This is a genomic window from Azospirillum sp. TSH100 (genome assembly GCF_004923295.1).
In the GTDB taxonomy this organism is placed as follows: domain Bacteria; phylum Pseudomonadota; class Alphaproteobacteria; order Azospirillales; family Azospirillaceae; genus Azospirillum.
In genome coordinates, this window is sequence record NZ_CP039635.1 from 40,248 (window position 1) to 64,120 (window position 23,873).

Annotated in this window: 16 protein-coding genes; 8 read left to right on the top strand and 8 right to left on the bottom strand. The window is 66.1% G+C overall.

Translation table 11 applies throughout. The features are described 5' to 3' along the window. Positions 1 to 65: 65 nt before the first annotated feature. Complete coding sequence (locus E6C72_RS12970) at positions 66 to 1,664, bottom strand: hypothetical protein (protein ID WP_247875497.1); 1,599 nt, start codon at positions 1,662 to 1,664, stop codon at positions 66 to 68. 171 nt (positions 1,665 to 1,835) lie between these two features. Here E6C72_RS12970 and E6C72_RS12975 point away from each other — a divergent pair, with 171 nt between their 5' ends. Beyond that, a complete protein-coding gene (locus E6C72_RS12975; protein ID WP_109084334.1) occupies positions 1,836 to 2,054 on the top strand; it encodes a hypothetical protein in 219 nt (72 codons plus the stop codon). On the opposite strand, the gene E6C72_RS12980 is transcribed toward E6C72_RS12975, so the two are convergent. The 4 genes from E6C72_RS12980 to E6C72_RS12995 form a co-directional block, all read right to left on the bottom strand. After that, the gene (locus E6C72_RS12980; protein ID WP_109084333.1) at positions 2,051 to 3,346 is read right to left on the bottom strand and encodes a pentapeptide repeat-containing protein; all 1,296 of its coding nucleotides are present in this window, start codon (positions 3,344 to 3,346) and stop codon (positions 2,051 to 2,053) included. The genes E6C72_RS12975 and E6C72_RS12980 overlap by 4 nt on opposite strands. 111 nt (positions 3,347 to 3,457) lie before the next feature. Continuing rightward, positions 3,458 to 5,707, bottom strand: coding sequence for a hybrid sensor histidine kinase/response regulator (locus tag E6C72_RS12985; protein ID WP_247875496.1), 2,250 nt, complete (start codon positions 5,705 to 5,707; stop codon positions 3,458 to 3,460). A 598-nt stretch (positions 5,708 to 6,305) separates the two neighbouring features. Continuing rightward, positions 6,306 to 6,650 (bottom strand): hypothetical protein, encoded by a 345-nt coding sequence (locus E6C72_RS12990; protein ID WP_109084331.1) that lies wholly within the window; start codon positions 6,648 to 6,650, stop codon positions 6,306 to 6,308. A gap of 19 nt (positions 6,651 to 6,669) precedes the next feature. Continuing rightward, positions 6,670 to 7,071 carry a helix-turn-helix domain-containing protein gene (locus E6C72_RS12995; protein WP_109084330.1) on the bottom strand — a complete coding sequence of 134 codons (402 nt, stop codon included), beginning with the start codon at positions 7,069 to 7,071 and terminating at the stop codon, positions 6,670 to 6,672. 277 nt (positions 7,072 to 7,348) lie between these two features. Between E6C72_RS12995 and gpmA the strand changes: the two genes are divergently transcribed. Continuing rightward, the gene (gene gpmA, locus E6C72_RS13000; protein WP_109084329.1) at positions 7,349 to 8,104 is read left to right on the top strand and encodes a 2,3-diphosphoglycerate-dependent phosphoglycerate mutase; all 756 of its coding nucleotides are present in this window, start codon (positions 7,349 to 7,351) and stop codon (positions 8,102 to 8,104) included. Positions 8,105 to 8,134: 30 nt separating this feature from the next. Here gpmA and E6C72_RS13005 read toward each other — a convergent pair whose 3' ends face one another. Next, positions 8,135 to 10,405 carry a helicase-related protein gene (locus E6C72_RS13005; RefSeq protein ID WP_109084328.1) on the bottom strand — a complete coding sequence of 757 codons (2,271 nt, stop codon included), beginning with the start codon at positions 10,403 to 10,405 and terminating at the stop codon, positions 8,135 to 8,137. 411 nt (positions 10,406 to 10,816) lie between these two features. Between E6C72_RS13005 and E6C72_RS13010 the strand changes: the two genes are divergently transcribed. From E6C72_RS13010 to E6C72_RS13030, 5 genes are all read left to right on the top strand, one after another. Further along, the gene (locus E6C72_RS13010) at positions 10,817 to 11,641 is read left to right on the top strand and encodes a WecB/TagA/CpsF family glycosyltransferase (protein ID WP_247875495.1); all 825 of its coding nucleotides are present in this window, start codon (positions 10,817 to 10,819) and stop codon (positions 11,639 to 11,641) included. 3 nt (positions 11,642 to 11,644) lie between these two features. Continuing rightward, complete coding sequence (locus tag E6C72_RS13015) at positions 11,645 to 13,987, top strand: polysaccharide biosynthesis tyrosine autokinase (protein ID WP_169055201.1); 2,343 nt, start codon at positions 11,645 to 11,647, stop codon at positions 13,985 to 13,987. 140 nt (positions 13,988 to 14,127) lie between these two features. Continuing rightward, positions 14,128 to 15,405 (top strand): endo-1,4-beta-xylanase, encoded by a 1,278-nt coding sequence (locus E6C72_RS13020; RefSeq protein WP_109084326.1) that lies wholly within the window; start codon positions 14,128 to 14,130, stop codon positions 15,403 to 15,405. A gap of 160 nt (positions 15,406 to 15,565) precedes the next feature. Next, a complete protein-coding gene (locus tag E6C72_RS13025) occupies positions 15,566 to 16,531 on the top strand; it encodes a bifunctional 2-polyprenyl-6-hydroxyphenol methylase/3-demethylubiquinol 3-O-methyltransferase UbiG (RefSeq protein WP_247875494.1) in 966 nt (321 codons plus the stop codon). A gap of 222 nt (positions 16,532 to 16,753) precedes the next feature. Beyond that, the gene (locus tag E6C72_RS13030; RefSeq protein WP_109084324.1) at positions 16,754 to 19,264 is read left to right on the top strand and encodes a cellulase family glycosylhydrolase; all 2,511 of its coding nucleotides are present in this window, start codon (positions 16,754 to 16,756) and stop codon (positions 19,262 to 19,264) included. A 90-nt stretch (positions 19,265 to 19,354) separates the two neighbouring features. Here the strand turns inward: E6C72_RS13030 and E6C72_RS13035 are convergent, their stop codons facing one another. Together E6C72_RS13035 and E6C72_RS13040 are read right to left on the bottom strand one after the other, a co-directional pair. Beyond that, entirely contained in the window at positions 19,355 to 20,002 is a 648-nt protein-coding gene (locus tag E6C72_RS13035) for a serine acetyltransferase (protein WP_109084323.1), read from the bottom strand. A gap of 42 nt (positions 20,003 to 20,044) precedes the next feature. Continuing rightward, positions 20,045 to 21,535, bottom strand: coding sequence for a lipopolysaccharide biosynthesis protein (locus tag E6C72_RS13040; protein WP_109084322.1), 1,491 nt, complete (start codon positions 21,533 to 21,535; stop codon positions 20,045 to 20,047). 812 nt (positions 21,536 to 22,347) lie between these two features. Here E6C72_RS13040 and E6C72_RS13045 point away from each other — a divergent pair. After that, on the top strand, positions 22,348 to 23,799 hold the full coding sequence (locus tag E6C72_RS13045; protein ID WP_109084321.1) for an exopolysaccharide biosynthesis polyprenyl glycosylphosphotransferase: 1,452 nt from the start codon (positions 22,348 to 22,350) through the stop codon (positions 23,797 to 23,799). The last annotated feature ends 74 nt before the right edge of the window (positions 23,800 to 23,873 follow it).

The following is a 23,873-nucleotide window of genomic DNA, read 5'->3' on the forward strand; positions in this document are numbered from 1 at the left end:
AAGGGACGGCTTTCCAATCGGATCAGTCTGGTGAGACCAGTCTTTCACGAAAACATGAAGGAAGGTTAATTAGCGGTGGCCCGTGCGTTGGGCAGCAGGCCCCGCGCCTCCTCTCCATACGCGAGCAGCCGTTCGACGCAACGGTTGCGGTCGCCGATTTCAGCGAAGCGCGTCTTGGCGGCGCGTCTGGCCCCGGCAAGGGCGTCGGCATCGGTGGCCAGCGCCACTGCGCGCGTCAGATAGGCATCACGGTCGGACACGCAGAAGTCCGGGCCGGCATTGCTGGCGACATCCCCCCAGCCATAGCTGATCACCGGCACCCCCTCCGCCAGGGCATAGGAAGCGCCGCCGCCGCCGCCCTGGCGCGGGGGATTGAGGAACGCGCCGCAGCGGCTGTAGAAGGCAAGGATGTCGGGGACATGACCGAGGCAGCGCATGCGGTCGCGGTTGCGCAGGAGGGCAAGGCGGCCCGGCAGTTCCTTCACTTCGCCGGCGAAGACCAGCGCACTGTCCGGGCAGTGCTCCAGGATGTCGTCGAACAGTTCCAGCGACTCCGCGGACACTTCCAGATCAAGACGGTTGCCGACCACCGCGAACAGGAAAGTGCCGTCGGCGAAACCGGTCTCAACGCGCCTCCCTTCGGACGGCGGCGGCGTGAAGCCGAAGGTGAAGGGGCGGAACCGGCGGGCGAAAGGCGCCCGGTAAAGTGCGGGGATGGAGCGGGTGTGATCGTTCTCCTCATAACCCAGCACGATGTGGGCCAGGGAGATGGTGATGCCGGAGGTGGTGGGGATGGCGACCACCGGCCGGGCATCGGCCTCGGCGAACAGATCCGCGACGATGTTGGAGCCGCCGAAGGCGACGATCAGATCGGGATCGTAGCCTTCTATGGCCTCGACGATCACACGCAGCTTGCTCTGGCTGAAGGCAGGTTCGGTGAAGGAGGCGACCTTGACCTGCCGGCCGAACATCTTCAACGCATAGACCCCATCCAGATCAGCCGCCACGTCGGCCACCATCGGCGGGATGAAGAGGTTCTCCACCCGGACCGGCAAGCCGTTGACGTTGATGATCGCGACGTCCAGCCCGAATTCGTCCTGCATGCGGGCGGCGAAGTCGAAGCAGTCGCGGGTCGGCTGATGCCCCTGGTTGGTGAACTGGTTGGTCACCACGGCGACGCGGCGGATCGGCCCCTCGCGAAGGGCTGCCCGTGCCGGGGTCAGCCCCCAGCGCCGCGCGATCTGTCGAACCATCGCCGTGTAATAGCGGAACAGGTCGCAGGCCACGAAGGTCGACAGCTTCTCGCCGCTGGCCGTCCCCAGGAACAGCTGCCGCGAGATGCACCAGTGGGTGTAGTGCAACGCAGCCGGATCGGCGCTGTCGCCGCCGAGGATCAGGTAATGGAAGATGCGTTCCAGGTGATAAAGGTCACCGGTCAACTGAAACAGGACGGAGTGCAACCGGATGGTGTCGGTCGTCGGCATTGCGCGTTCCAGCCGTTCGGCAAGGTCCATCCGGCTGTCGAAGTCAAGGGAGCGGCGGGTTTCGTCGCAGAGCGTTGCGAACCGGTTGAGCTTGTCGGCATCGAACTGCCTATCCGTCAGATAGACCGTCAGAGCGGCGGCGGCCGCGGTCACGCGGTCGGATGGAACCGTTTCCGGCATCTTCTGGCCCTTTCCACTCAAAACAGCCTTCCCGTGTGTACCGCCGCCGCCACAAACGGTGCAAGCAGACACTGCCGGCGCCGCATCTTGTGCAACGCAGCAGAAGCCGTTGCGCAAGGCGACAGATTGCGACACACTCCCAATAACCATATTTTCATAAGGGGAACTGTCATGGCTGGCTTTGACTCCGCCACCGGTGCCGCAGGCGTTGTGACCGGACTGATCGAAAAGGCGGCGGGCGAACTGGACATCATGTCCGACGCCGCCAGCGAAATCGCGCCGGAGGTCGGCGATCTCACCGGTGTACTGGTCGAGGCGCAGCGCATCGCCGACCGCGCGGCACTGGACCTGCGCCGTCTGCTCCAGAAAGTCGCGCGGTCGGCCGCCTAGAACTTCAACCCGGCGACCCCGTCCAGGATCGCCCCCTCGGTCAAGGCCCGGCGCTCCAGCTTGGCACCGAACAGCTTGGCGCCGGTCAGGTCGGTCCTGGCGAGGTCGCAGCCGCGCAGGTTGGCGAAGGACAGGTCGGCATTGCCGAGATTGACCGAGCGCAGGCAGGCGCCGCTGAGATCGGCATAGCGCAGCTTCGCCCCCGACAGGTCGGCGGGGCGGGATCGCTGCTCGTCGAACACCAGGGGGCGGAGGTTGACGTTGCGAAGATCGGCGTTGTTCAGCTTGGCGCTCCGCAGGCTGATGCCACGCAGATCGCCGTCGGTCAATTTGGCGCCACGCAGATCCGCCCGGTCCAGCACCGCGGCCTGCAGCTGCACGCCGGTCAGATCCAGGCCATAGAGCGTCGCACCGGCCGCACGCAGCATGGTCAGGCACAAGTGGGCCAGCGACGGGGCATGGCGCAGGTCGAAACCGGACAGGTCAAGCATCGCGCCCTGCGCCCCGCTCGACCCCACCCAGCTCATATGGTCGGCCAGCAGATCCTCCAGCGACTGCCCCAGCTCCGCCACCACCCGGCCGACGGGCTTGTCAGTCAGCGCCTCCTCCACGTCGGCGTCGGTCAGGTCAGTCATCACCATGGTGGCGCCGGTCAGCACCGCGCCGCGCAGGCAGGCGCCGCGCAGGTCGGCACCGGACAGATCGGCACCCTCCATGTTGGAGCCGGTGAAGTTGGCGCCGCGCATGGTCGCCCGCACCAGCTTGCAGCCGCGCATCACCGCGTCGGAAAAGTCGGTATGAACGGCCATGACACCGGACATCCGGGCGTTGGTCAGATTGGCTCCCGACAGGTCGGCGCCGTCGGCCTCCGCCGGGGTGGAGTCGATCTGCACCATGTGCAGATGGCCGGACCGATCCTTTTCCGCCAGCGAGCCGTCGCGCAGATCCGCCTCGAACAGGTTGGCGCCGACCAGGATCGCCCCACGCAGGCAGGCGCCGCGCAGATCGGCCTTGATCAGGCTGGCGCTGTCGAAGTTGGCCTGCCGCAGGTCGGCGACGAAGAAGGAGGCGCAGTCGAGCCGCGCGCCGGACAGATTGGCACCGCGCAGGCTGGCACCGACGAAATCGGCATGGGCCAGATCACGCCCCGACAGGTCCAGCCCCGACAGGTCGCAGAAGGACAGGTTGGCGCGCGCACCGCCGACCCTGGCGTTGCGGAACATCTCGTGCTTGCGCACCGCCTGATCGAGTTGCGCCTGATCGAGACGCTTGAGCGTGCGATTCTGCACCATGGTCCCGTGAACTCCCTTCCCTGGTGCCAGTGTGGGCCAATCTGACTTCAGAAAGGGTTAAGCCATCGGTCCGACGATCGGATTCACGCGTCAAATCGGGTCCGATCCAACTCACGCCGCCGACTCGTTTTCCATAGCCGCTTCGCCATTGCCGGCCTGCCGGCATCCCGGCCGTTCCGACAGGATGGCGGCAATGGCATCGCGCAGCTCCTCCGGCGACACCGGCTTGTGCAGAAGACGGCAGCCGGTGGCAACGGCCTCGCGGATGCGTTCCGGTGCCGTGTCGCCGGTCAGGATCAGGCCGGGCACCGGACGGCCCAGCCGCTCCCCCACTTTCGCCACCGTCTGTACGCCGGTCAGCCGGCCCGGCAAGCGGAAGTCACTGACGATGAGATCGGGAGCGGGCTCATCGGCCGCCGTGGCGCCGTCCTGAGTCTTCATCCCGCCGAACAGCGCCAACGCGTTCTCGCCCTCGTCGGCTGCCACGACGCGATAGTCCCAGCTTTCCAGCAGCAGCCGCACGGCGTCGCGCTGGATCGGGTCGTCCTCGACCACCAGGATCAACCGGTCGCCCGCCATCACCGGATCGATATCCGGCACCGCCACCGGAGAGGAAAGCCGTTCCGTTCCAACCACCGGCACGCCGATGGCGAAGACCGAACCGCGGCCCTGACGGGAGCGCACCTCCACCGTATGGCCAAGCAGTGCCGCCTTGCGCCGCACCTTGGCGAGGCCCAGTCCAAGACCCTGGCGGCGGTCACGCTCCGGATTGCCGAGCTGGACGAAGTCCTCGAAGATGTTGTCGAGCTGGTCTGGCGGGATGCCGGTGCCGGTGTCCCACACCTCGATGCGCAGCCACCTACCCTGACGATTGCCCTGATGGCGGCAGCCGATCGTGACGCGGCCTCTGTCGGTGAAGCGGATGGCGTTGCGCACCAGATCGCCCAGCATGCGGGTCAGCAGCGTGCGGTCGGTCCGGATCACCATGCGCGTCGGCATCGCGCGCAGGACAAGCCCCTTCTCAGCCGCCAGGCCGCGGAATTCGGCCAGCAGATCCTCGAACACCGCCGACACCGGCACATCGGCCAGCTGTGGTCGCACCACGCCGGCATCCAGCGTCGCCACCTCCAGCAGGGCATGGAGAAGCTTCTCGCCGGCGTCGAGCGCTTCGCCCATCTTCTCGGCAATTCCGCGGTCGCGCGTGTCGGCGAGGCGTTCCATCAGAATGTGATGAAACAGCCGCAAAGCCTGGAAAGGTTGGCGTAAATCATGGTTTGCCGCCGACAAAAATCGGCCTTTGGCCTGGTTGGCACGCTCCTTCTCCTCCAGGGCGCGGCTGAGCTTCACATTGAGGGCGCTGAGCGCCGCCGTGCGCTCCTCCACCCGCTGTTCGAGTTGAACATTGGCCTGCTCGAGCTGTGCGTTCGCCTCGGTCAGGGCCTGACGGGCCTGGGCCTCGCGACCCAGGCTGGCGGCGCCGAGCAATGAGAGACCGGCCAGTGCGGCGACGCCGGCGACGACCACGGCAAGGCCGCGCTCCATCCGGGCATACCAGGGAGCCAGAACGGTGGAGCGCGGGATCGTCACCGCCGACAGGATCGGCAGGGTGATCATCCGCTTAACCCCGAGAATCGAGGGCTTGCCGCTCACCAGCCAGTTCGCGTCGATCCGGATGCCTCCCTCCTCCAACCGCGGCAGGGGGCCGAGCGAGGGGGCGCCCAATCCTGCAAGGCGGATGCCGTCGGGACGGTACAGGCCGACCGACCGGGCGCTCGCGTCGCTGAAGGCCTTCAGCACCGGTTCGAGGACCGCGACCGGTACGGCAACCAGAACCGCACCGTCAAAAACGCCCGCCGCGGTGTGGATGCGGCGGGCGAGAAGAATGGCCGGCTGTCCCGCCACATGCCCGAAGGCCGGCAGGATCTGTCGCTCCTCCTCCGGCGGTAAGGGGCGGACCAGAAGGGACAGGCCGTCGCTGGTTTCCGGTTCCGCAAAGGCGACGGGGGCGCCGTAGATCGCCGATCCATCGGCGCCGAGCAAGGTGAGGCGGCCGCTGCGCTCCACCGCCATCGCCTCCGGCAGGGTGCGCTCCCCCCAGGAGTTCAGGCCGCGGCCGTCCATCCGGCCGGCAACCTGCTGGAGGAGGGCGACGCTGGCCTCCAGCACGCCGCGCGCATGGCTGTCGAACAGGATGGCCGCTTCCCGCGCGTCGCTCTCGGCACGTTCGAGCGTGTCCCGGTAATCGAGCGCCGTCACGGTTGCCCATGAAGCGGTTCCCAGCAGCGCCAGCAACGCACACAGGAAGGCGACCAGCGTCCGTGGCGAGGCGGCGATCCGGTGAAGGGCGGCGGAGAATGTCAATTGGGAGTGGGACATCCGTGGTGATGACATCGGTCAGGTCACACCGACATTGGACGGACCCGCGGCGAACCAGGCCGAAGCTCCTTCCAAAGCGGCAGCGACTGACAGGTGACGATCATCGGCGGCAGATCCTGGATGTGGCGATACGGCGTAAGCGGACGGAAAATCAGGTCAAATCGGCAGAAGGATCGACCATTGTTTCGACAGGGCCAGCATTGTTTCGCCGGCGCCGGACCGGACGAAACAATTAAGAACAGATCTCAACAACTCGGAATGTTGGAATGACAAATCACCCCGAATTTCCTCGTTTGGCAGAGGGTTTGGAACTATAGCTTAGCCCCATTAACCAACGAAACAATATCACAGGAAGAAATGCAACGCGATCGGTCTTGGCGACTATGACTTATATCGTAACAACCTATCCGTTGGATAAGCATAGCCCCGACAGGACCGCGGAACAGATCGGCGTGGTCACCGGGACGATTGCTACTTTTAATAAATTACGCCGTTGTTGCCGCCTGCTGGGTTCGGAAGAAGGGAAACGGCAAATAGCCGCACGTGCGGCATGCGCGACGGCGGACCGGTCGAGGCGGTCAATTCAGTGAGGAGGCGCGAATGTCTGTGTCTCGCCACGCACGATCAAAATCAAACCGTCGTCGGCCGTCTCGATCTCCTTCGCGGCATCACGGGGGATCGGAACCTTCTGGCGGCGGCAGAACAGCAGAAGCAGCGCCAGTGTTTTGCTGGGGGTGAACAGCACCTCCCGGGTTCTGGAGGCGCCGCTCTGCTGGATCTGGACTGACAGACCGCCTTCCGATGTCGGGGACACCGTGGTGACGACGCCGAACGGCAGGTCCGTCTGATTGGGAGCCTTCTGGTACCAGGCTATGGCTTTCTTCAGGGCGGAATTGGTGAAGAACAGTTCACGGGTCTCGACTATCATTCCATCCCTGACCAAACACTCAGGCCCGGCCGCCCTCCAGTCCCGGATTCAGCCGGAACGTGATCGCGCGCCCCAGTTTGGATTCCCGCAGAAGAATCTGCTTGGTTTCCAGCAGCTTGATGGCCCGGTTCACATTGGGCCGCTGCATGCCCAGCGCATCAGCCAGTTCAGACTGGAGCACCGGAACGGAGCGATCGAAATGGAGCCTGCGGCTCAGATAGGTGAACACACGAAGCGCCTCCAGAGTGATCTCGCGGTCGGTCGAAACGGCTCTGGAGATGACGTCATGATGATGCAGCATCGTGGCCTCGGTACGCAAGGTTGTCAGGTTGCTGGGGCGATAATCGGAATGGTTCGGCGGTGCGCCCCGCAGGCCCGCGTTGCCGGATGAAGTCTGCGTTCCCGTGTTCGGTTCCGTCATCGTCCCATCCCTTCCGCTGCGGCCGGCGGGGGCCGGCGTTTCCAAGTAGGGTGACCGTACCGCAGGATTATTGTTCGCGTATGTCGCCATGATTTCGCGGCTGACATAATTGGTGTCTCCGGAAGCAATCAAGAAACCGGATTGAAACCTCAGGATGCTCCGCCTGATCCCTTACCCGTCAATGAGTGCGGTGATTTGTCGCGGGAACCTGCCCGGTTACAGCCCTGTTTCAGAATGTCGCCGTTTCAAGACGGCAGGAGACGAAGGGAGGTCCGCGATGCACCGGCTGATCCTGCTGCGCCATGGCCAGAGCGTGTGGAATGCGCAAGACCGTTTCACCGGATGGACCGATGTCGGTCTGACCGACCGCGGCATCGCCGAGACCCGTCAGGCCGCCGAGTTGCTGAAGGCGGCAGGCATCGACGTGGACATCGCCTTCACCTCGGTGCTGAGCCGCGCCATCGAGACACTGCACCTCGTTCTCCGCGACATGGACCGGCTGTGGCTGCCGGTGCACAAGCACTGGCGTCTGAACGAGCGGCATTACGGCGGGTTGCAGGGACTGAACAAGGCGGAGACGGCGGAACGCCACGGGGCGGATCAGGTGTTCCAGTGGCGGCGCAGCTGGAATGTGCCGCCACCGCCAATCGAACCGGACGATCCGCGCTCGGCCGTCTCGGACCGCCGCTACGCCGGCCTCGCAAGGGTGAACCTGCCACGCGGCGAGAGCCTGAAGGACACCACCGAGCGCGTCATCCCCTTCTGGCGCGACGAGATCGCCCCGGTCTTGCGGCTGGGCGCCAGGGTGCTGGTGTCGGCCCACGGCAACAGCCTGCGCGGACTGGTCAAGCATCTGGACGACGTCGCCGATCAGGATATCCCGCTGTTCGAGATCCCCACCAGCCGCCCGCTGGTTTACGAGTTGGGTGCCGATCTGGCACCGCTGCGCCGCTATTTCCTGGGCGAGAACGGCACGGTCGAGGAGATCGTCTGGCCGAAACGCGAGGGGACGGACAGCAGCGCGGCGGCGTGAGTCCCCTCTCCCGTGGCGGGAGAGGGGACTTTAGGGAGTGACGCCACGCCGCTTCGGACCGCGGCCGGTGCGGGGAGCACCCCGGCCTGTGTCGCGGCTGCCCTCCTTGGCAACCGGATGGTGGAAATGGTGCGGGTGCGCGCCAGGCTTGTCGCCGCGCTCCGGCGGACCGCGACGGCCGCCCCGGCGCTCCTCGACGCGGCTGCTGTAGCAATTGTCGCAGACGCGGAAGCGGTGGTTTGCCTTCAGCCGCGTGCCGCAAACCGGACAGGCGCGGGCGAGCGAGCGTTCGGCGAGCGTCCGCTCGATGAAGGCGTTAAGGTGTGCCCGGCGCTCCTGGCACAGATCCATTTCGGGATAGGCGTCGGGAAAGCGGTAGGCCAGCCACGCATAGGCGGTCAACTCCTTCACCGCGCGCTCGGCCTTCTCCAGTTCGACATCGGTGCCGACGCTGTGGCGGAAGCGCTCGGCAGCGTCGGGGGCGGCGTTGGGGATGCCCCTGCCCTGGTTGACCGCCCAGCCGCCGAGAAGGCGGAGGTTGTTCTGGTCGCGGGTGTCGATCGGGCAGCGGGCCAGCATGTCGCGTTGCGCCAGCGGCAGCTTGGCGCGGTCCACCGCGGCGGCGGCCTGGATGCGCTGTTCCAGGTCGGTCATGCGGAAGGTCTGGTTGGCACGCAGCAACTCCTGCCCGGCGGTGCGCAGTACCTTGGCGAGGCTGTCGGTGTCCAGCTCCCGCGCGATGGCCTCGACATGGCTGAGGTTGGGGGAGATCCAAGAGCGCGGGTCTTCCGGCGGCACCGGCGGCGAGGTCAGGGCCCGGCGCACCGGGTTGATGTTCTCGCCGTCCAGCACGGCGACACGGCCTTCCTCATGCATGCCGAAGCGGCCGGCCCGTCCACCGATCTGCCGGATCTCCGACGCGGTCAGCTCACGTTCCTCCCGTCCGTCATATTTGCGGGTGGTGGACAGCACGACGCGGGCGACCGGCAGGTTCAGTCCCATGCCAATGGCGTCCGTCGCGACCAGCACGTCGGCGGTGCCCTCGCGGAATCGGCGCGCCTCGGCCCGGCGGACCTCCGGCGACAGGGCGCCGTAGATCACCGCGACATTGTGGTTGCGGCCGAGCAGGTCGTGACGCAGAGCCATCACGTCCTTGCGCGAAAAGGCGATCAGCGCGTCGCCGGACTTCACCTCGTCCAGCTTCACACGCTCCTCCTGCACGCGCAGAGGGGACTTGCGGGTGAATTCGATGACTTCCAGCTCCTCGCCCATGGCGTCGGCCAGACGCTTGACGTAGGGGATGGCGTCGGCGGAGCCGGTCATCAGGATCTCGGGCGCCGCGACGCCGGCCACCGCCTGCGTCCAGGCCCAGCCGCGGTCCGGATCGCCGATCATCTGGATCTCGTCGATGACACAGGCGCCCCACACCTTGGAGGTGTTCACCATCTCGATGGTGGAGGAGGTGAAGGCGGCGCCCGGCCGCACATCGCGCTCCTCGCCGGTGACGAGGCTGCAGGGCCGGCCGCGGGTCTCCAGCGCCTCCTGCCCTTCCAACGCCAGCAGGCGCAGGGGCGCGAGGTAACAGCCGCTCTCCGCCTCGGCCAGCCGGTCCATGGCGGCGTGGGTCTTGCCCGAATTGGTCGGACCGACGAACAGCCGCAGCTTGCGGATCATCGCGCGGGCGGTCGTGAAGCTGTCGAGATAGACGCCCATGCCGGACGCGTTCTCCAGCCGCTCCCGCCGCACCTTCAGGCCGGCGCGGGCGGCGGCAGTCGAGAAGGCCTCCTCCATCGCGTCGAGCAGGGTCTGCAGGCGCGGGATGCGGCCACCGAAACCGACGACGCGGCCGAGTTCATCAGCGAACCCCTTCGGCCGCCAGGACTCGCCGAAGCCGGCAGCCCGCTGCCCCATCGAGGCGAACCAGCCGTCAACCCGGTCCTTCGCCTTGGCGATGGCGGGAGAAGACAGGCAGGCGCCCTTGACCCGCTTCCCAAGCGCCTTGGCCTGCGGCCGGCCGAACCCCTCGTCGATGGTCAGCAGACCCCACAGGTCGGCCTCGATGTCCGGCAGGGGGCCGAGCGCCACCTTGAAGCGCAGTTTCAGCTTGCGGTCGGTGCCGGGGATTTGGACGACATGGTTGACCGCGACCGACCAGCGCGCCGGGGTGCTGTCGGCGTCCACCTCGATCCCGTCGCCGCGCACCACGGCGGCCACCGCACGCAGGGCGTCGCGCCGGTCGAATTCGTCAGCGGTGCCGGGGGTACGGCCGGAACGGGCGTTGTCGGAAGTGTCGTCGGTCATGATCGTCTTTTCTTGGATTTGGCCCAGCCGTTCAAGATGTTCGGCCGGGCGTGGACAGCTCTGCCCCAGACAACAGGCATAGAGCGCCAGGGTCTCTCTTTATGGCCTGGGTCTCACTTTATGGCCTGGGTCTCACTTTATGGGTCTGACCGGTCGATTCGGCAAGCCGAATCCCCCGATGGGAGCAAGCCCGGGCTAATTCGATTCCGTCACCGTTTCGCCGATCTCGCCCGTGCGAAAAGGGGGGAGGCGCGGCCACATAGAGCCACGCAGGTTTGGCGGTCCGCCCCAACGGGTTAGCCGCCACTGCCCGGCCAGCAGGACCGACACCCGGCCAGGCCGGACCGGCCGCAAGATCGGTCGTGAAACGGTCAATGCTTTGTTCCGATTAATTATTTTAGGGAGATGCGCATGCCGAACCCTCGTGACGTCCTGGAACTGATCGAGCGCATGCGGTGCATTTCGAACGACGGCGAGCGCCGGGCCCTGATCGAACGGCTGGGTGCGGTCGACCGTCCAACGGTGCTGTCCTTCCTGAACGCGCATGGGCTGAATGTCTGCATGAGTTCGGACGCGGCATTGGCCGCCTTCGGCGCATCGGACGTGCTGCTGCGCGACGGGATCGGGTTGCAGGCGGTTCTGCCGGTTCTGGGCATGCCGGCCGGCCTGAACATGAACGGCACCGACTTCATCCCGCTGCTGCTGAAGACGCTGGGAAGCCGCAAGGTCGCGGTCTACGGCACCGCCACCCCGTGGCTGGACCGCGCCCGCGTCGCGCTGGAAGCGGTCACGCCGCACCGCTACGCCGATCTTCAGCACGGCTTCCACCCGGTGGAGCATTACATCGCCCAGGCGCGGGCCAACCGCCCCGACGTGATCCTGCTCGCCATGGGCATGCCCAAGCAGGAACAGGTCGCGGCGGAGCTTAAGTGGGCGCTCGACCATCCGGTGCTGATCGTCAACGGCGGCGCCATCGTCGATTTCCTGGCGGGCCGCTTCAAGCGTGCCCCCGAAGCCGTCCAGCGCTCCGGCCTGGAATGGGCCTTCCGTCTGGCGCAGGAGCCCCGCCGCCTGTTCCGCCGCTATTGCATCGGTGCCTTCGGCTTCGCCTGGAGCACCCTTCGCCTTCGCCGTGCCGCATCCCTCCGAACCCGCGGAACGGGCGCCGCAGCGCCCGCATCCACCCGGATCCCTCCGTCACCGATCCGGCGGTCGCCCATCCAGAAGGAGCTTTGAGACGTGGAAAACCTTCCCCAGATCAACAATGGGGGCCATGGAGGCCCGCCGGCTCCGGCGTGGCCCACCCAGGTCGGCCACCATATGCCGCGTGAGTTCGACGGCCCGGCTCCGGCCATGGGCCCCGACTTCCGCTTCATCCTGCGGGTGCTGGCGGCGCATAAGACGCTGATCGTCCTCATCGTGCTGGCGCTCACCGCCCTGTCGGCTTTCGCCGTCTCGCTGATGAAGGACAAATACACCTCCGAAGCTCTTCTGCTGGTCGACAACCGGCAGGTCCGCGTCGTCCGCGCGGAAGATCAGGCGCTGAACTCCATCACACCGGAAGATGGCGCGATCCTCAGCGAAATTGAAATCCTGAAGTCGACCGCCGTGTTGTCCCAGGCGGTCACCGACCTGAAGCTGGCGACCAATCAGGAGTTCAACCCGCCGGTCCAGGCCGACGAGACGAAGCCCTTCGTCGAGCGCGCCACCGCCTGGACGCGCGAACAGGCCCACGCCGTCTTCGGTCCGGAACTGCCCGGCGTCGTCCAGGCCGTGCTGGCCCATGGCGACGACATGACCAAGGACACCCACCTGCGCGAAACCCGCGCCGCCGACAGCATCGACGGCGTGCTGGACCGCATCCGCCGCAATCTCGAGGTTGGCGTCGTCGGCCGGTCGCGCGTGATCCAGGTCCGCTACACCGCCCGCGATCCGGAGGTTGCCCAGAAGGTGGTTGAGACCGTCGTCCGCCGCTACATGGAAACCCGCCAGCAGATGGACCGCGACCTGTCCACCAGCGCCGTCGCCTGGCTGGAAGACCGCATCGCCACCCTGCGCAAGGAAGTCGCCGCGGCCGACACCAAGGTCGACGCCGTCCGCTTCAAGGCCGGTCTGGTCAAGAACGGCACCAACGGCCTGATGGCGACCACCGAACTTGAGCAGGCCCGCCTGCGTCTGGCCGAAGCCACCGCCAACCGCGCCCGCGCCGTCGCCCAGGCCCAGACGCTGGAACGCAGCGCCGGCAACGGCGGCAGCCTCGCCTCGCCCGTCGTCGCCCAGCTGCGCGCCACCGTCGCCTCAATCTCCACCGAACTGGCCCAGCTGTCGCGCCAGTATGGTCCGAAGCACCCGCGCATCCAGGAACTCCAAGCCCGCCTGAACGAGGCCAACTCCTCGTTGCAGCAGGAAGTCCGCCATGAGATCGGCGGCGTCCGAGAGGCGGCTAACGTCGCCATCGAGCAGGAGAACGCCCTGAAGGCGATGATCGCCAAGCTGGAATCCGGCTATCAGACCATGGCCGAGGAAGCGGTGCCGCTGCGCACGCTGGAGGCCGAGGCACAGGCCAAGCGCCAGCTGCTGGACAGCCTGCTCGGCCGTCTCGAAGAGGTGCAGGCCCAGCAGGACAACCGCGCCTTCCCAACCGCCGTCAAGCTGGTCTCGGCGCCGCAGGTGCCGCATGAGCCGTCGGGTCCGTTCCGCATCCTGCTGCTGCTGGCCGGCTTCGTCGCGTCGCTCGCCGTCGCCGTCTTCATCGTCTTCGGCATCGAGCTGTTCCAGCGCCGCATCCGTACCCCGGACGCCGTCCGCCGCATCCTGGGCGTCGGCACGGTCCACATCATCCCGCACCACTCCACCCGCGGCACCCGCGGCCGTCTGGACCAGATCTTCCAGAACCATCCCTTCTCGCTGTTCGCGGAATCGATGCGCGCCCTGTTCCGCAACCACCTGTCGGATCTGGGTCCGGTCGGCTCCATCGCCGTCACCTCGGCCCGCCCGCAGGACGGCAAGACCTCGATGAGCCTCGCCGTCGCCCAGGTCGCCGCCCAGGCCGGCCGCCGCGTCGTGGTGGTCGACACCGACTTCCGCCGCTCGCGCATCGACGGCCTTTTCAACCTATCGGCCAAGAAGGGCCTGTCGGACTGGATTTCCGGCACCGCCACCCTGGACGAGATCGTCCACAGCAGCGAGGACGCGCCCTATGCGATGATCCCGGCCGGCCGCCTGATGTCCGAGACGCTGGACCGCTTCAACGTCGATGGCCTTGTCCACCTGATGGCCGGCCTGTCGCCGCACTTCGATCTGGTGGTGTTCGACACCGCCCCGGCGCTCGCCGTGTCGGATGCCCGCATCGTCTGCGGCGCGGCCACCAAGGTGCTGTTCGTCAGCCGCTGGGGCCACACCACCGCCAGCGACCTGCAGGCGGTCGCCGACCTCGGCCCGATCGACCACAGCAAGTTCGTGGCGGTGATGACCGACGTGAACCTGAAGAAGGCGGCGTCGCGCGGCTACCAAGGTCCCTACAACAGCTATGTGGCGACCCGGAAATACTACGGCGACACCACCCTGCGGACCGCGCCCTGAAGCGTGAAGCAGAGGTGACCTGAAGCTCCTTCGACCCTGAGGCCCTTCCCCTGCGGATGCTGCGGCATCCGCAGGGAGGGGCCTCCCCATGACCGGAACCGGCTGTTGGCCGCTGCGACAGGAAGAGAGAGCCCCTCCTGATGATCGAGAGTCCGAAACCCGGCTTCCCGAAATGGCGCCCCACCCGGCGCGACCTCCTGCGGACCGTCGCCGCCGGTGCCGTGCTGGCGAGCTGCCGTGGCGCCAGCGGCCCGGCGGCGGCGGAAGCAGCCAGCCAGCCCCAGGCGGCCGAGCCGGCGGTCACGCTGCGCGAAGTCTGCCGCGCGCTCGGCATCCGGCATGGCGCCGCCCGCGACCATTTCATCGAACCGGAAGACCCGATGCTTGACCGGTTGATGGCACGCGAATGCGACGTCGTCACCCCGGAAAATGGCGGCAAATGGGGGGTCTTCCAGCACACAGAGGGCACTTACGACTGGCGCCGCTTCGACGCCTCGGTGGAGTTGGCGCGCAGCATCGGCGCCACGCCCAACTGGCACACGATCATCTGGCAGCATATGGGCATGCCGCCCTACATGAAGCTTCCGGTAAGCCGGCAGGCGGAACTGGGCATCTCGGAGCGCGCCTATTTTTCGCCGGAAGGCACATTGAGCGCCGAGACCGTCTGGCCGCGCTTCACCGGCGTGGTGGAGGCGGTGCGGGAACGCTACGGCGACATCTTCTACCGCATCGACGTCGCCAACGAGGTCTTCTTCTGGGAAACGGTGCAGAGCCACCCGCAGGAGCAGGACCGCTACGGCTTCCGCCGCGGCATGTGGTGGGTGGCGGCCGGCGGGGCGGAAAAGGGGCCGGAATGGCTCGACCCCTATTTCCACCATGTCCACAAGGCCTTTCCCAAGGCGAAGCTGGTGCTGAACGAGTTCGGCATCGAGATCGACGAAGGCTGGCAGCAGCGCAAGCGCGCCTATCTGCTGGACTGGCTGACCGGGGCGGTGAAGCGTGGCGTGCCGATCCACGGCATCGGTCTGCAAAGCCACCTGATCGGCGGCAAGCCTTATGACAGCGCCGGCATGCGCAAGTTCCTGCGCGCGGTCGACAAGCTCGGGCTGTCCGTCCATCTGACGGAGATGGATGTCGACGAGACCCGCCTGCCGCGTTCGTGGTCGCGCGACGAAAAGGACCGGGCGATGGCCCAGCTCGCCCGCCAGTATCTCGCCGACATGCTGGACACTGCGCGGGTGGAGGAGCTGTGCTGGTGGCATCTGCGCTCCGACCTGAATTTCATCGCGCGGGAGCATCCGGATTTGCGCCCCCACCCCTCCCCCTATGACGAGAACTCCCGGCCGCTGCCGCTCTACACCGCGGTGGTGGAGACGTTGCGGGAAAAGGCCCGCACCGGCAAGGCACGGTCGGGCTGACCCTTGCCCCCGGGGCGCCGTACCGTGGAGGTACGCCGTTGGCACCGACCACCCCCTGCGATAGGCCCGCGCACTTTCTCCTTCGCGCGCGCGCGTCCGCTGCCGCTCCCGATTAGAGTCCCTCAAAGCGTCCTGTACCCATCTGATGGAGAGGTCGATCGTGCAGAACACAGCCGACACATTGCCGATGGATCGCCTGCCCGCCGATCGCACGACGGACGACGCCCTGGTCGAGCGCTACCGGCGGAAGTTCCACCTCTCGCCCAACTATCCGCTGACCGCCGAGATGGTGCGGCGCCACTGGGACCTGGAGCGGCGCCTCGCCCGCGAACTGCTGGCCAGCGAGCCGGAAGAGCGCTGGGACGTGTTCGAGCAGGCCTACACCACGCTCTACACCAGTTGTCCCTGGCTGAACGAGGCGGAGGACGACGCCCACACCCGCAACGATGATCTCGACTTCCGGCATTTCCTGACCCTGCTCGGCGGACCGCAGGACGTATACGAGGTGGGATCGGGCAAGGCGCGGCTTCTGCGCTATCTCGCCCGCCACGGTTACCGCTGCGTCGCGACCGAGGTGACGCGTGAACGCGGAGCGACTTGGATCGAGCAGGACTCCAACGTCACCTGGAAGAACAGCGACGGCATCCATCTGGCCCAGTTCGAGCCGGCCAACCGCTATGACAGCGTGATCTCCACCCATGTCGTCGAGCATATGCACCCGGAAGACGTCGTCACCCACATGGAGAATGTCCGCACCATCCTGAAGCCTGGCGGGAAATACATCCTGAGCATGCCGCACAAATATGCCGGTCCGGCCGACCTGTCGGAGGTGTTCGGCCTGAACGAGCCGATCTGCATGCATCTGCGCGAATATGGCTGGGGCGAGACCGAGGCGATGCTGCGCCAAGCTGGTTTCGGCCGGGTCGAGGCGGTCTATATCCTGCCGATGGCGGTGCGCCGCCGGATGAACCTCCATTTCGCCAGCCGAGCCTTTCTCGGCTATGCGAAGCTGGTTGAGGCATTTTTGGGACGGCTTCCGTTAACCCTTAATCGTAAGCTCGGAAGGGTTGGACAGCTCTATCTGTTCCGTCCCGAGGTGTTCGTGGTGGCCCACAAGCCCAGATAACACCCGTTTGAGCAACGCAAAAAAACGCTTAATCAACAACTTACCGATACAGAAAAACCCCTTTGTTGCTGCAATGCATCGGCAAAGGGGTTTTTCGTGTCTCTTTCTTTTCACAAGCGACAGTGGCATTAGAGACGCATTTCGCTAAAATTTGAAATACCTCGTTAACCTTTTCCGGCCAGTCTGGGCTCCAGCGAAAACACGGAAAAGAGGATACTTCCAATGGCAACCAGCCCCGTCGATACGACCTTCGTAGTCAATGCCTCGGGTGTGACTGCCGGAGGAGTCTGGCCGCACTTCAAGTTCCTCGTCGACGGTGTCTCCGTCGGCCAGGCGACGGTCAATTCCACCAGCGCCGGCCGGTACAGCTTCACCACCAAGGTGGCTCCCGACGCCGCGCACAAGGTCCAGATCGTGTACGACAACGACTGGCTGTCGACCGACACCGCCGGCATGTACCGCGACCTGATCGTCAAGTCGATCGAAGTCAACGGCAAGACCATCGCTTCCACCAGCTCGACGGTCTCCTACGCCGCCGATGGCCAGGGCATCCTGTCCGGCCGTGAAGTTCTGTCCTGGAGCGGCTCGCTCGATTTCAGCATGTCCAAGGACATGTTCGCCAGCGGCGCCGGGACGACGCCGACAACGCCGAGCACCCCCACGACGCCGACCACCCCGACCACCGGCGGCACGCCGATCGTCGTGAATGCCTACGGCAACGCGGCCGGCGGCGTGAACGCCCATTTCAAGGTTCTGGTCGACGGCAAGATGATCGGTGAAGGCACCGCCGGTACCGCCGCAAAGGACTTCACCTTCACCGCCAACGTCGGCAACGACGTCGCCCACAAGGTCCAGATCCAGTACGACAACGACGGTGTCGTCGGCGGCGTCGACCGCAACCTGTACGTCAACAAGATCACCATCGGCGGCCATGCCGTGAACCCGACCGACAGCATCGTGTCGATCGACAAGGGCGCGCTCGACGGCAAGGACGTGGTCGCCGGCCAGAAGGCCATGTGGTGGAACGGCACCATGGAGGTCAAGGCCGACAAGTCCTGGTTCGCCGGCAGCACCACGCCGACCAACCCCTCCACGCCGAGCCTGTCGGTCAGCGATGTGACGGTGACGGAACCGACCGGCAGCCAGACCTCTGGCGGCATCCAGGGCTTCCTGCACACCCAGGGCAACCAGATCGTCGACGAGGCCGGAAACACCGTCCGCCTGACCGGCGTCAACTGGTTCGGTGGCGAGGGCTACAACTACGTGCCCGCCGGCCTGTGGGCCGACAGCTACCAGCACCATCTGGAAAGCATGAAGTCGCTCGGCTTCAACACCATCCGCATGACCATGTCGGACGCCATGTTCGACAGCACCGCGGTGACCAACGGCATCGACTTCTCGAAGAACCCGGATCTGGCCGGCCTCACCCGCCTGCAGGTCTACGACAAGGTCATCGACTACGCCGGCAAGCTCGGCATGAAGGTGATCCTCGACCACCACCGCAACGACGGCGGCGCCGGCACCAACGAAGGCGGGCTGTGGTACACCAGCGCGCATCCGGAATCGACGGTGATCGCGAACTGGAAGATGCTGGCCCAGCATTATGCCGGCAACGAGACCGTCATCGGCGCCGACCTGCACAACGAGCCGAGCGTCTCCGCCACCTGGGGCGGCGCTGCCGCCACCGACTGGGCCTCGGCCGCCGAGCGCATCGGCAACGCCATCCAGACCGTGAACAAGGACTGGCTGCTGTTCGTCGAAGGCACCGAATGGAGCAGCACGCTGGCCGGTGCGCAGTCGCGCCCGATCCACTTCGACACCCCCAACAAGCTCGTCTATTCGCCGCACGCCTATGGCCAGAGCGTCGGTCAGTTCAGCTGGCTGACCGACCCGAACTACCCCAACAATCTGCCGGCCCAGTACGACAAGATGTGGGGCTATCTGTACAAGAACGATACCGCGCCGATCATGCTCGGCGAATGGGGCGGCCAGTTCACCAGTGCGGCCGAGCAGACCTGGGGCAAGACCCTGGCCAAGTACCTGAACGGCGACTGGAACCTGGACGGCAAGAGCGATATCGCGGCCGGCGACAAGGGGATGAGCTGGACCTTCTGGGCCTGGACCCCGGAATCGGGTGACGTCGGCGGCATCCTGATGGACGACTACAAGACCATCAACCCAACCAAGGCCGCCATCGTGAAGGGCGCCATGGAAGGCTCGGTGTTCGATACTCCGACCACCACCGCCGCGACGGCCAACGCCACCTTCACGGTCAAGCTGTCGTCGGCTTCCAGCACCCCGGTCACGGTGGATTACGCCACGGTGGACGGCACGGCCAAGGCTGGTTCCGACTATACCGCAACGAGCGGCAAGCTGACATTCGCCGCCGGCGAGACCACCAAGACCGTGACGGTCAAGGTGCTGAGCGACAGCGTGACCGAGGGCAACGAGACATTCGGCCTGAAGATCTCCAACGCCACTGCCGCAAGCATCGCCGACGCCACCGGGACCGGCACGATCGTCGATGCCGCCGCCAAGGCCGCCGCCGCTGCCTCGCTCAGCTCGGCCGACCTGCTGGCCCACACCGTGAGCGCCGCCAACGACACGGCCACCGCGACCGCCGCCGCCGTCGATCTGTCGACGACGCAGCACCTCGCCAGCCACGACGTGTATGGCGTCACCTTCGACGTCAACCACCATGAGCTGGACAGCAGCCTGGCGCACGCCGCCTGACCGTTCGGTTCGTTCGACCGGGTGAGAGCCTGAAGGACAAGGGGCCGGCAGTTCTGCTGCCGGTCCCTTTCCGTTATCCGCGGTACGCGTTCAGCCCGGCACCGGCGAGGTTGCGCTGCCCGGCAGCATGGCCGACGCAGTACCGACCGGCGCCGGATGCGGAATGTCGGGGATGGTGACCTCGGCCACCGCCTTGCCCGGATTGCCGGCAACGACGGTGCGCCGCGGCATCGGCTTGGTGACGACGGATGAGGCGGCGACGATGCATTCATCGCCGATGACGACGCCGATCACCACCGCATGCGGCCCGACCCAGACCCCGTCACCCAGTTCCGGGTAATGGGTCACCCGGCCGGTCGGCAGCAGGTCGTCCTTCTGGCCGAGGGTGACACCGTGGAACAGGGTGACGTTCGCGCCGATGCGCGCGTTGGCGTTCACCACCAGCCCCCAGCCGTGCAGGATGCGCAGGCCCGGCCCGACCTGGGTTTCCCAGGGAAGATCCATGGCGGCGGAATGCTGGGTCCAGCGGTGCAGCAGCCGGCAGGCGGCCAGCAGCGGCTTTCCCAGAGGCCCGCCCACCCGGTCCAGCGCCTGACAGCTGCGCAGGGTGAAGGTCACCCGGAACATGCGGTTTCCCACCAGCAGCTTCAGCACCGCCCCAAGGCCGGAACCCCCACCATAGCGGGTGGCATCCGCCGCGACGGTCTGGCGAAATGTGTAGCGCGGAGCGTCCTGCATCGCGGTGTCATCCTCTCCGTTCAAACATTGTCGCGCCGGCTTTCACGCTGCTTGCGGCCGGCGAAGAAATCGGGCGGTCATGCGGAACAGCATGGCGCGGTCGGCCCTGCCGAAGCTCGGCCCGAACAGCGCGGCGACGGCGAACAGCATGGTCAGTCCGACCTTGGCGGCGGCGAAGGTCGGGTTGACCTCGAAGCCGAACAGGGCGAGACCAGCCAGATAGGCGATGGCGGCCGGCGCCAGGATGCCGGTCACCCGCAGCACACTCAGCGGCGGCTCGTTCGGGCTGAGGCGGCGGCACAGCGCCTCCGTCGCACCCAGCATCACGAGCTCGCGCCCCAACACGCCAATGGCGCCGCCCATCAGGCCGAACGGCCCCAGCGTCACCGCCATGATCAGCGTGCCGATCGCCAGCCCGCCCAGCGAGATCGCCGGCAGCACGCCGACCTTCTTGGTCTTCACCAGGCCGACCTCGGCATGCATGCGCACACCATGGACGACATAGGCCAGCACCAGCAGCGGCATGCAGGGCAGCACCGTATCGTACTCGCTGGACGCGATCAGCCACAGCACCTCCGGCGCGGTCAGCGCCATGCCGAGTGCGGCCGCCGACAGCAGCACGACGAACAGGTAGAAGACGAATTCCGACTGGTCGCGCCCGGCGGTGCCGTCCCCGATGTCGTGTTGGGCCTCGATCCGGCTGACAGACCAGATCTGCAGGAAGGAAGCGGTCAGGAACATATAAAGCATGGTCGCGAGCCGCAGGCCGAAAGACAGCACACCCACCGCGGCGACGCCCATCAGCAGGTTGACCAGATAGCGCATGGCGAACTGGTTGCCCATGTCCAGCATGGTCTGCGGCATGAAGGGCAGGCCCAGCACCGTCACCCGCTTCAGGATGCCGAAGGAGAAGCCGACACCGTTCACCGCCAGGATCGCCACAGTCAGTGCGATGCCCAGCCCGACGAAGGTGATGGCGTTGGCCAGGAAGATGCCGGTCACGCCCAGATCCATCACCAGCAGGAAGGTGAGGTTGAGGCCGATCAGCCCGACCGCCTTGCCGACGGAGATCAGCAGGCAGGTGCCCGACCGCTTGTGGACCCGGTAATAGGCGAGCGCCAGCTCGAACACAGCGCTGAAGGCGATGCCGGCGAAGGCGAAGGCGATGACCGGCCCCTGGTCGGTTCCGCCGAACAGCAGGTCGCTGGCGCTCCATCCGGCCGGCAGAGCGACCGCAAGCAGGGCCAGCGAGGCCGCCCACAGCCCGATCATCGTCGTGCTGACCACGCGCGACCGGCCACGGTCGTCGGGATGTTCGAAATAGACGACGGTGAAGGCGTTGATCATCCCGATCATCAGCATGACGGCAACGATGTCGCCCACCACGCCGATCAGGGCATAGACGCCGAACTCCGCCGGTGACAGGACCTTTGCATAGAGCGGCAGCAGAAGCAGTCCCGCAGCGCGGTTGACCACGTTCGCCACCATGAACATCCAGCCATGTTTGATGATCGTACCAGCTTCGACAGCCATCCGGTTTCCTTCGCCCCCTGTGGTCCGCCTCTTCTTCCCCACCCGCCTGACTTGCGGGGAGCGCTGCGCCCGGCGGGTGATGCGGACGCAAGACAAGGAAAAAGAACGCGCCAAATCTTGGCGGAGGTCGGGACAGCGTCAATTCGGCCTTGAAGCGACCGCAACACTCTTCGGTGCTAGTCAGCACGGCTTCTGTCAGGGATCCCGGACGTTCCGATTAGGCTTTCCGGCGAGTTCGCACGCTGCCTCTTGCGCCCTGCAACAGGCAAGGGTGCGTTCGCGCCATGCTCCCGCTCGGAATTGCCGGGGGGTTCCCATCGGTAAATCCGGGTGGTAGAGCCACCCCGCAAGTTCGGCGATCACCCCCGTTCGCGCTGCGGCTTTCCGCCCGGTCGGGGAAGGTTTTACCCGTCTCTACCCAAAAATTGCGGCGATCGGACGCGCCGCCAGGGGTGCGACACCACCTTGCCGTTAACCCGAAACGCTATCCCCGCTGGGGACCGCATCCGAAAGTATCCCCATTAATATTCGGGCACCCGTACCCTTCGAAACTCCAGTGGTATCGCGGACGCGAAATCAACGTCCGTATGCACTGTTGCTGGCCGAGCCTCCTCATCCTAATTCGTCCTCAACGAACTGCGGATCGGCCCACCAAAATCATGAAAGAGCGATCTTTACATAAATGCGCCGCTGGAAATACGGCGACGCAGCAAAGTAAAGACCGGCCGAATCCCAAGAGACGCTGATGACGAGCGACCATCGGCACGAAGGCCGTGCGATGGCTGGCATTCCCTTCAACCACGGGACCTGCGATGAGCAAACTGGACCCAGATGTGGTCATCGATCTGACCTCGGCGAAAAAGGCGACGATCCCGACGATCGCCCCCGGGCTGCTGCTTGCACTCTCGGACGGACTGGTCCTCGCCCTGGTGGGGTGGACGCTCAACCATTTCCTCGGCACCGATCCGCTGACGGATCCTGCGGAGGCCGCCGCTTGGCAACGCTCGCTGGTGACCGGCCTCATGCTGGTCCCTCTGGTGAAGTCGGTGTTCGGCATCTACACGCTCGGACGCTTCGACTACATGGAACGGACGAGACGGACATTTCAGGCGGCATTTCTTTGCTGCGCCGTGCTGGCGGTGCCGTTCATCGTGATGGAAGGTTTCCGCTCCTTCTTCGTGGAGGCCCTGTCGATCGCGCTTCTCGGCTTCGCGATCACCTATGTCGCCGACCTGCTGCTGATCCAGGGGCTGCTGTCCAGCGCGCTGGACTGGCGCACGCCGGTGATCATCGTCGGTGCCGGCCCGCAAGGTGCCGCCATCGCCGAGAAGCTGCAACGCCTGCCCTGGCTCGGCATGCGGCCGGTCGGCTTCGTCGATGACGACGACAATCTGTGGCAGACCCGCGTCGCCGGCCTGCCGGTGATGGGGCCGGTGGAGCTGCTGGCGAAGTCGCCCGCCGTCGCCCGCCAAGCCAGTGCCGCCATCGTCGCCGACATGGGCCGACATGGCAGCGATCTGACCGGCCTGGTGCGCACCCTGCCCTTCCGCCAAGTCTATTGCGTGCTGGGCGAGGGCAACGTCAGCGCGGTCGACGCCACCTATCACAACCTGCACGGCTCGCTGGCCCTGCGCGTCTCCGTCCGTCCACCGACGGGCTATCTGCGCATCCGCCGCGCCATGGACATCGTCCTTTCGGCGATCCTGCTGGTGCTGGTGGCGCCGCTGATGCTCGGTCTCGCCGTCGCCATCAAGCTTGACAGCCCCGGCCCGGTGATGTTCCGCCAGAAGCGCTGGGCCGGCGGCAAGCAGACCTTCGACCTGCTGAAATTCCGGTCCATGCACGTCGATGCCGAGGAACAGCTGCAACACCTGCTGGCGAACGACCCGGTTGCCCGCGAAGAATACATGACCTACCACAAGCTTACGGTCGATCCGCGCATCACCCCGCTCGGCCGCTTCCTGCGCAAGACCTCGCTCGACGAACTGCCGCAGCTGTGGAACATCCTGATGGGCGACATGAGCCTGATCGGCCCGCGCGCCTACATGCCGAAGGAACTGCCTGAGGTCGGTGACTCGGCCGCGGTGATCGGCACCGTCCGTCCGGGCCTGACCGGCTACTGGCAGGTGTCGGGGCGACACCGCACCACCTTCCAGGAACGTGTCGCCATGGATGTCTTCTATGTCCGCAATTGCGGCCTGTTGTTCGACTTCTTCATCCTGTGCAAGACCGCGGTAATGGTCCTGAAAGGCGACGGCTCGTAAAGCCGCCTCCGCAGAATTTGAATGCCAGCCGGACCCCCGCGCCCCCGCGCGGGGGTCTTTTCGTTGGAATGCTT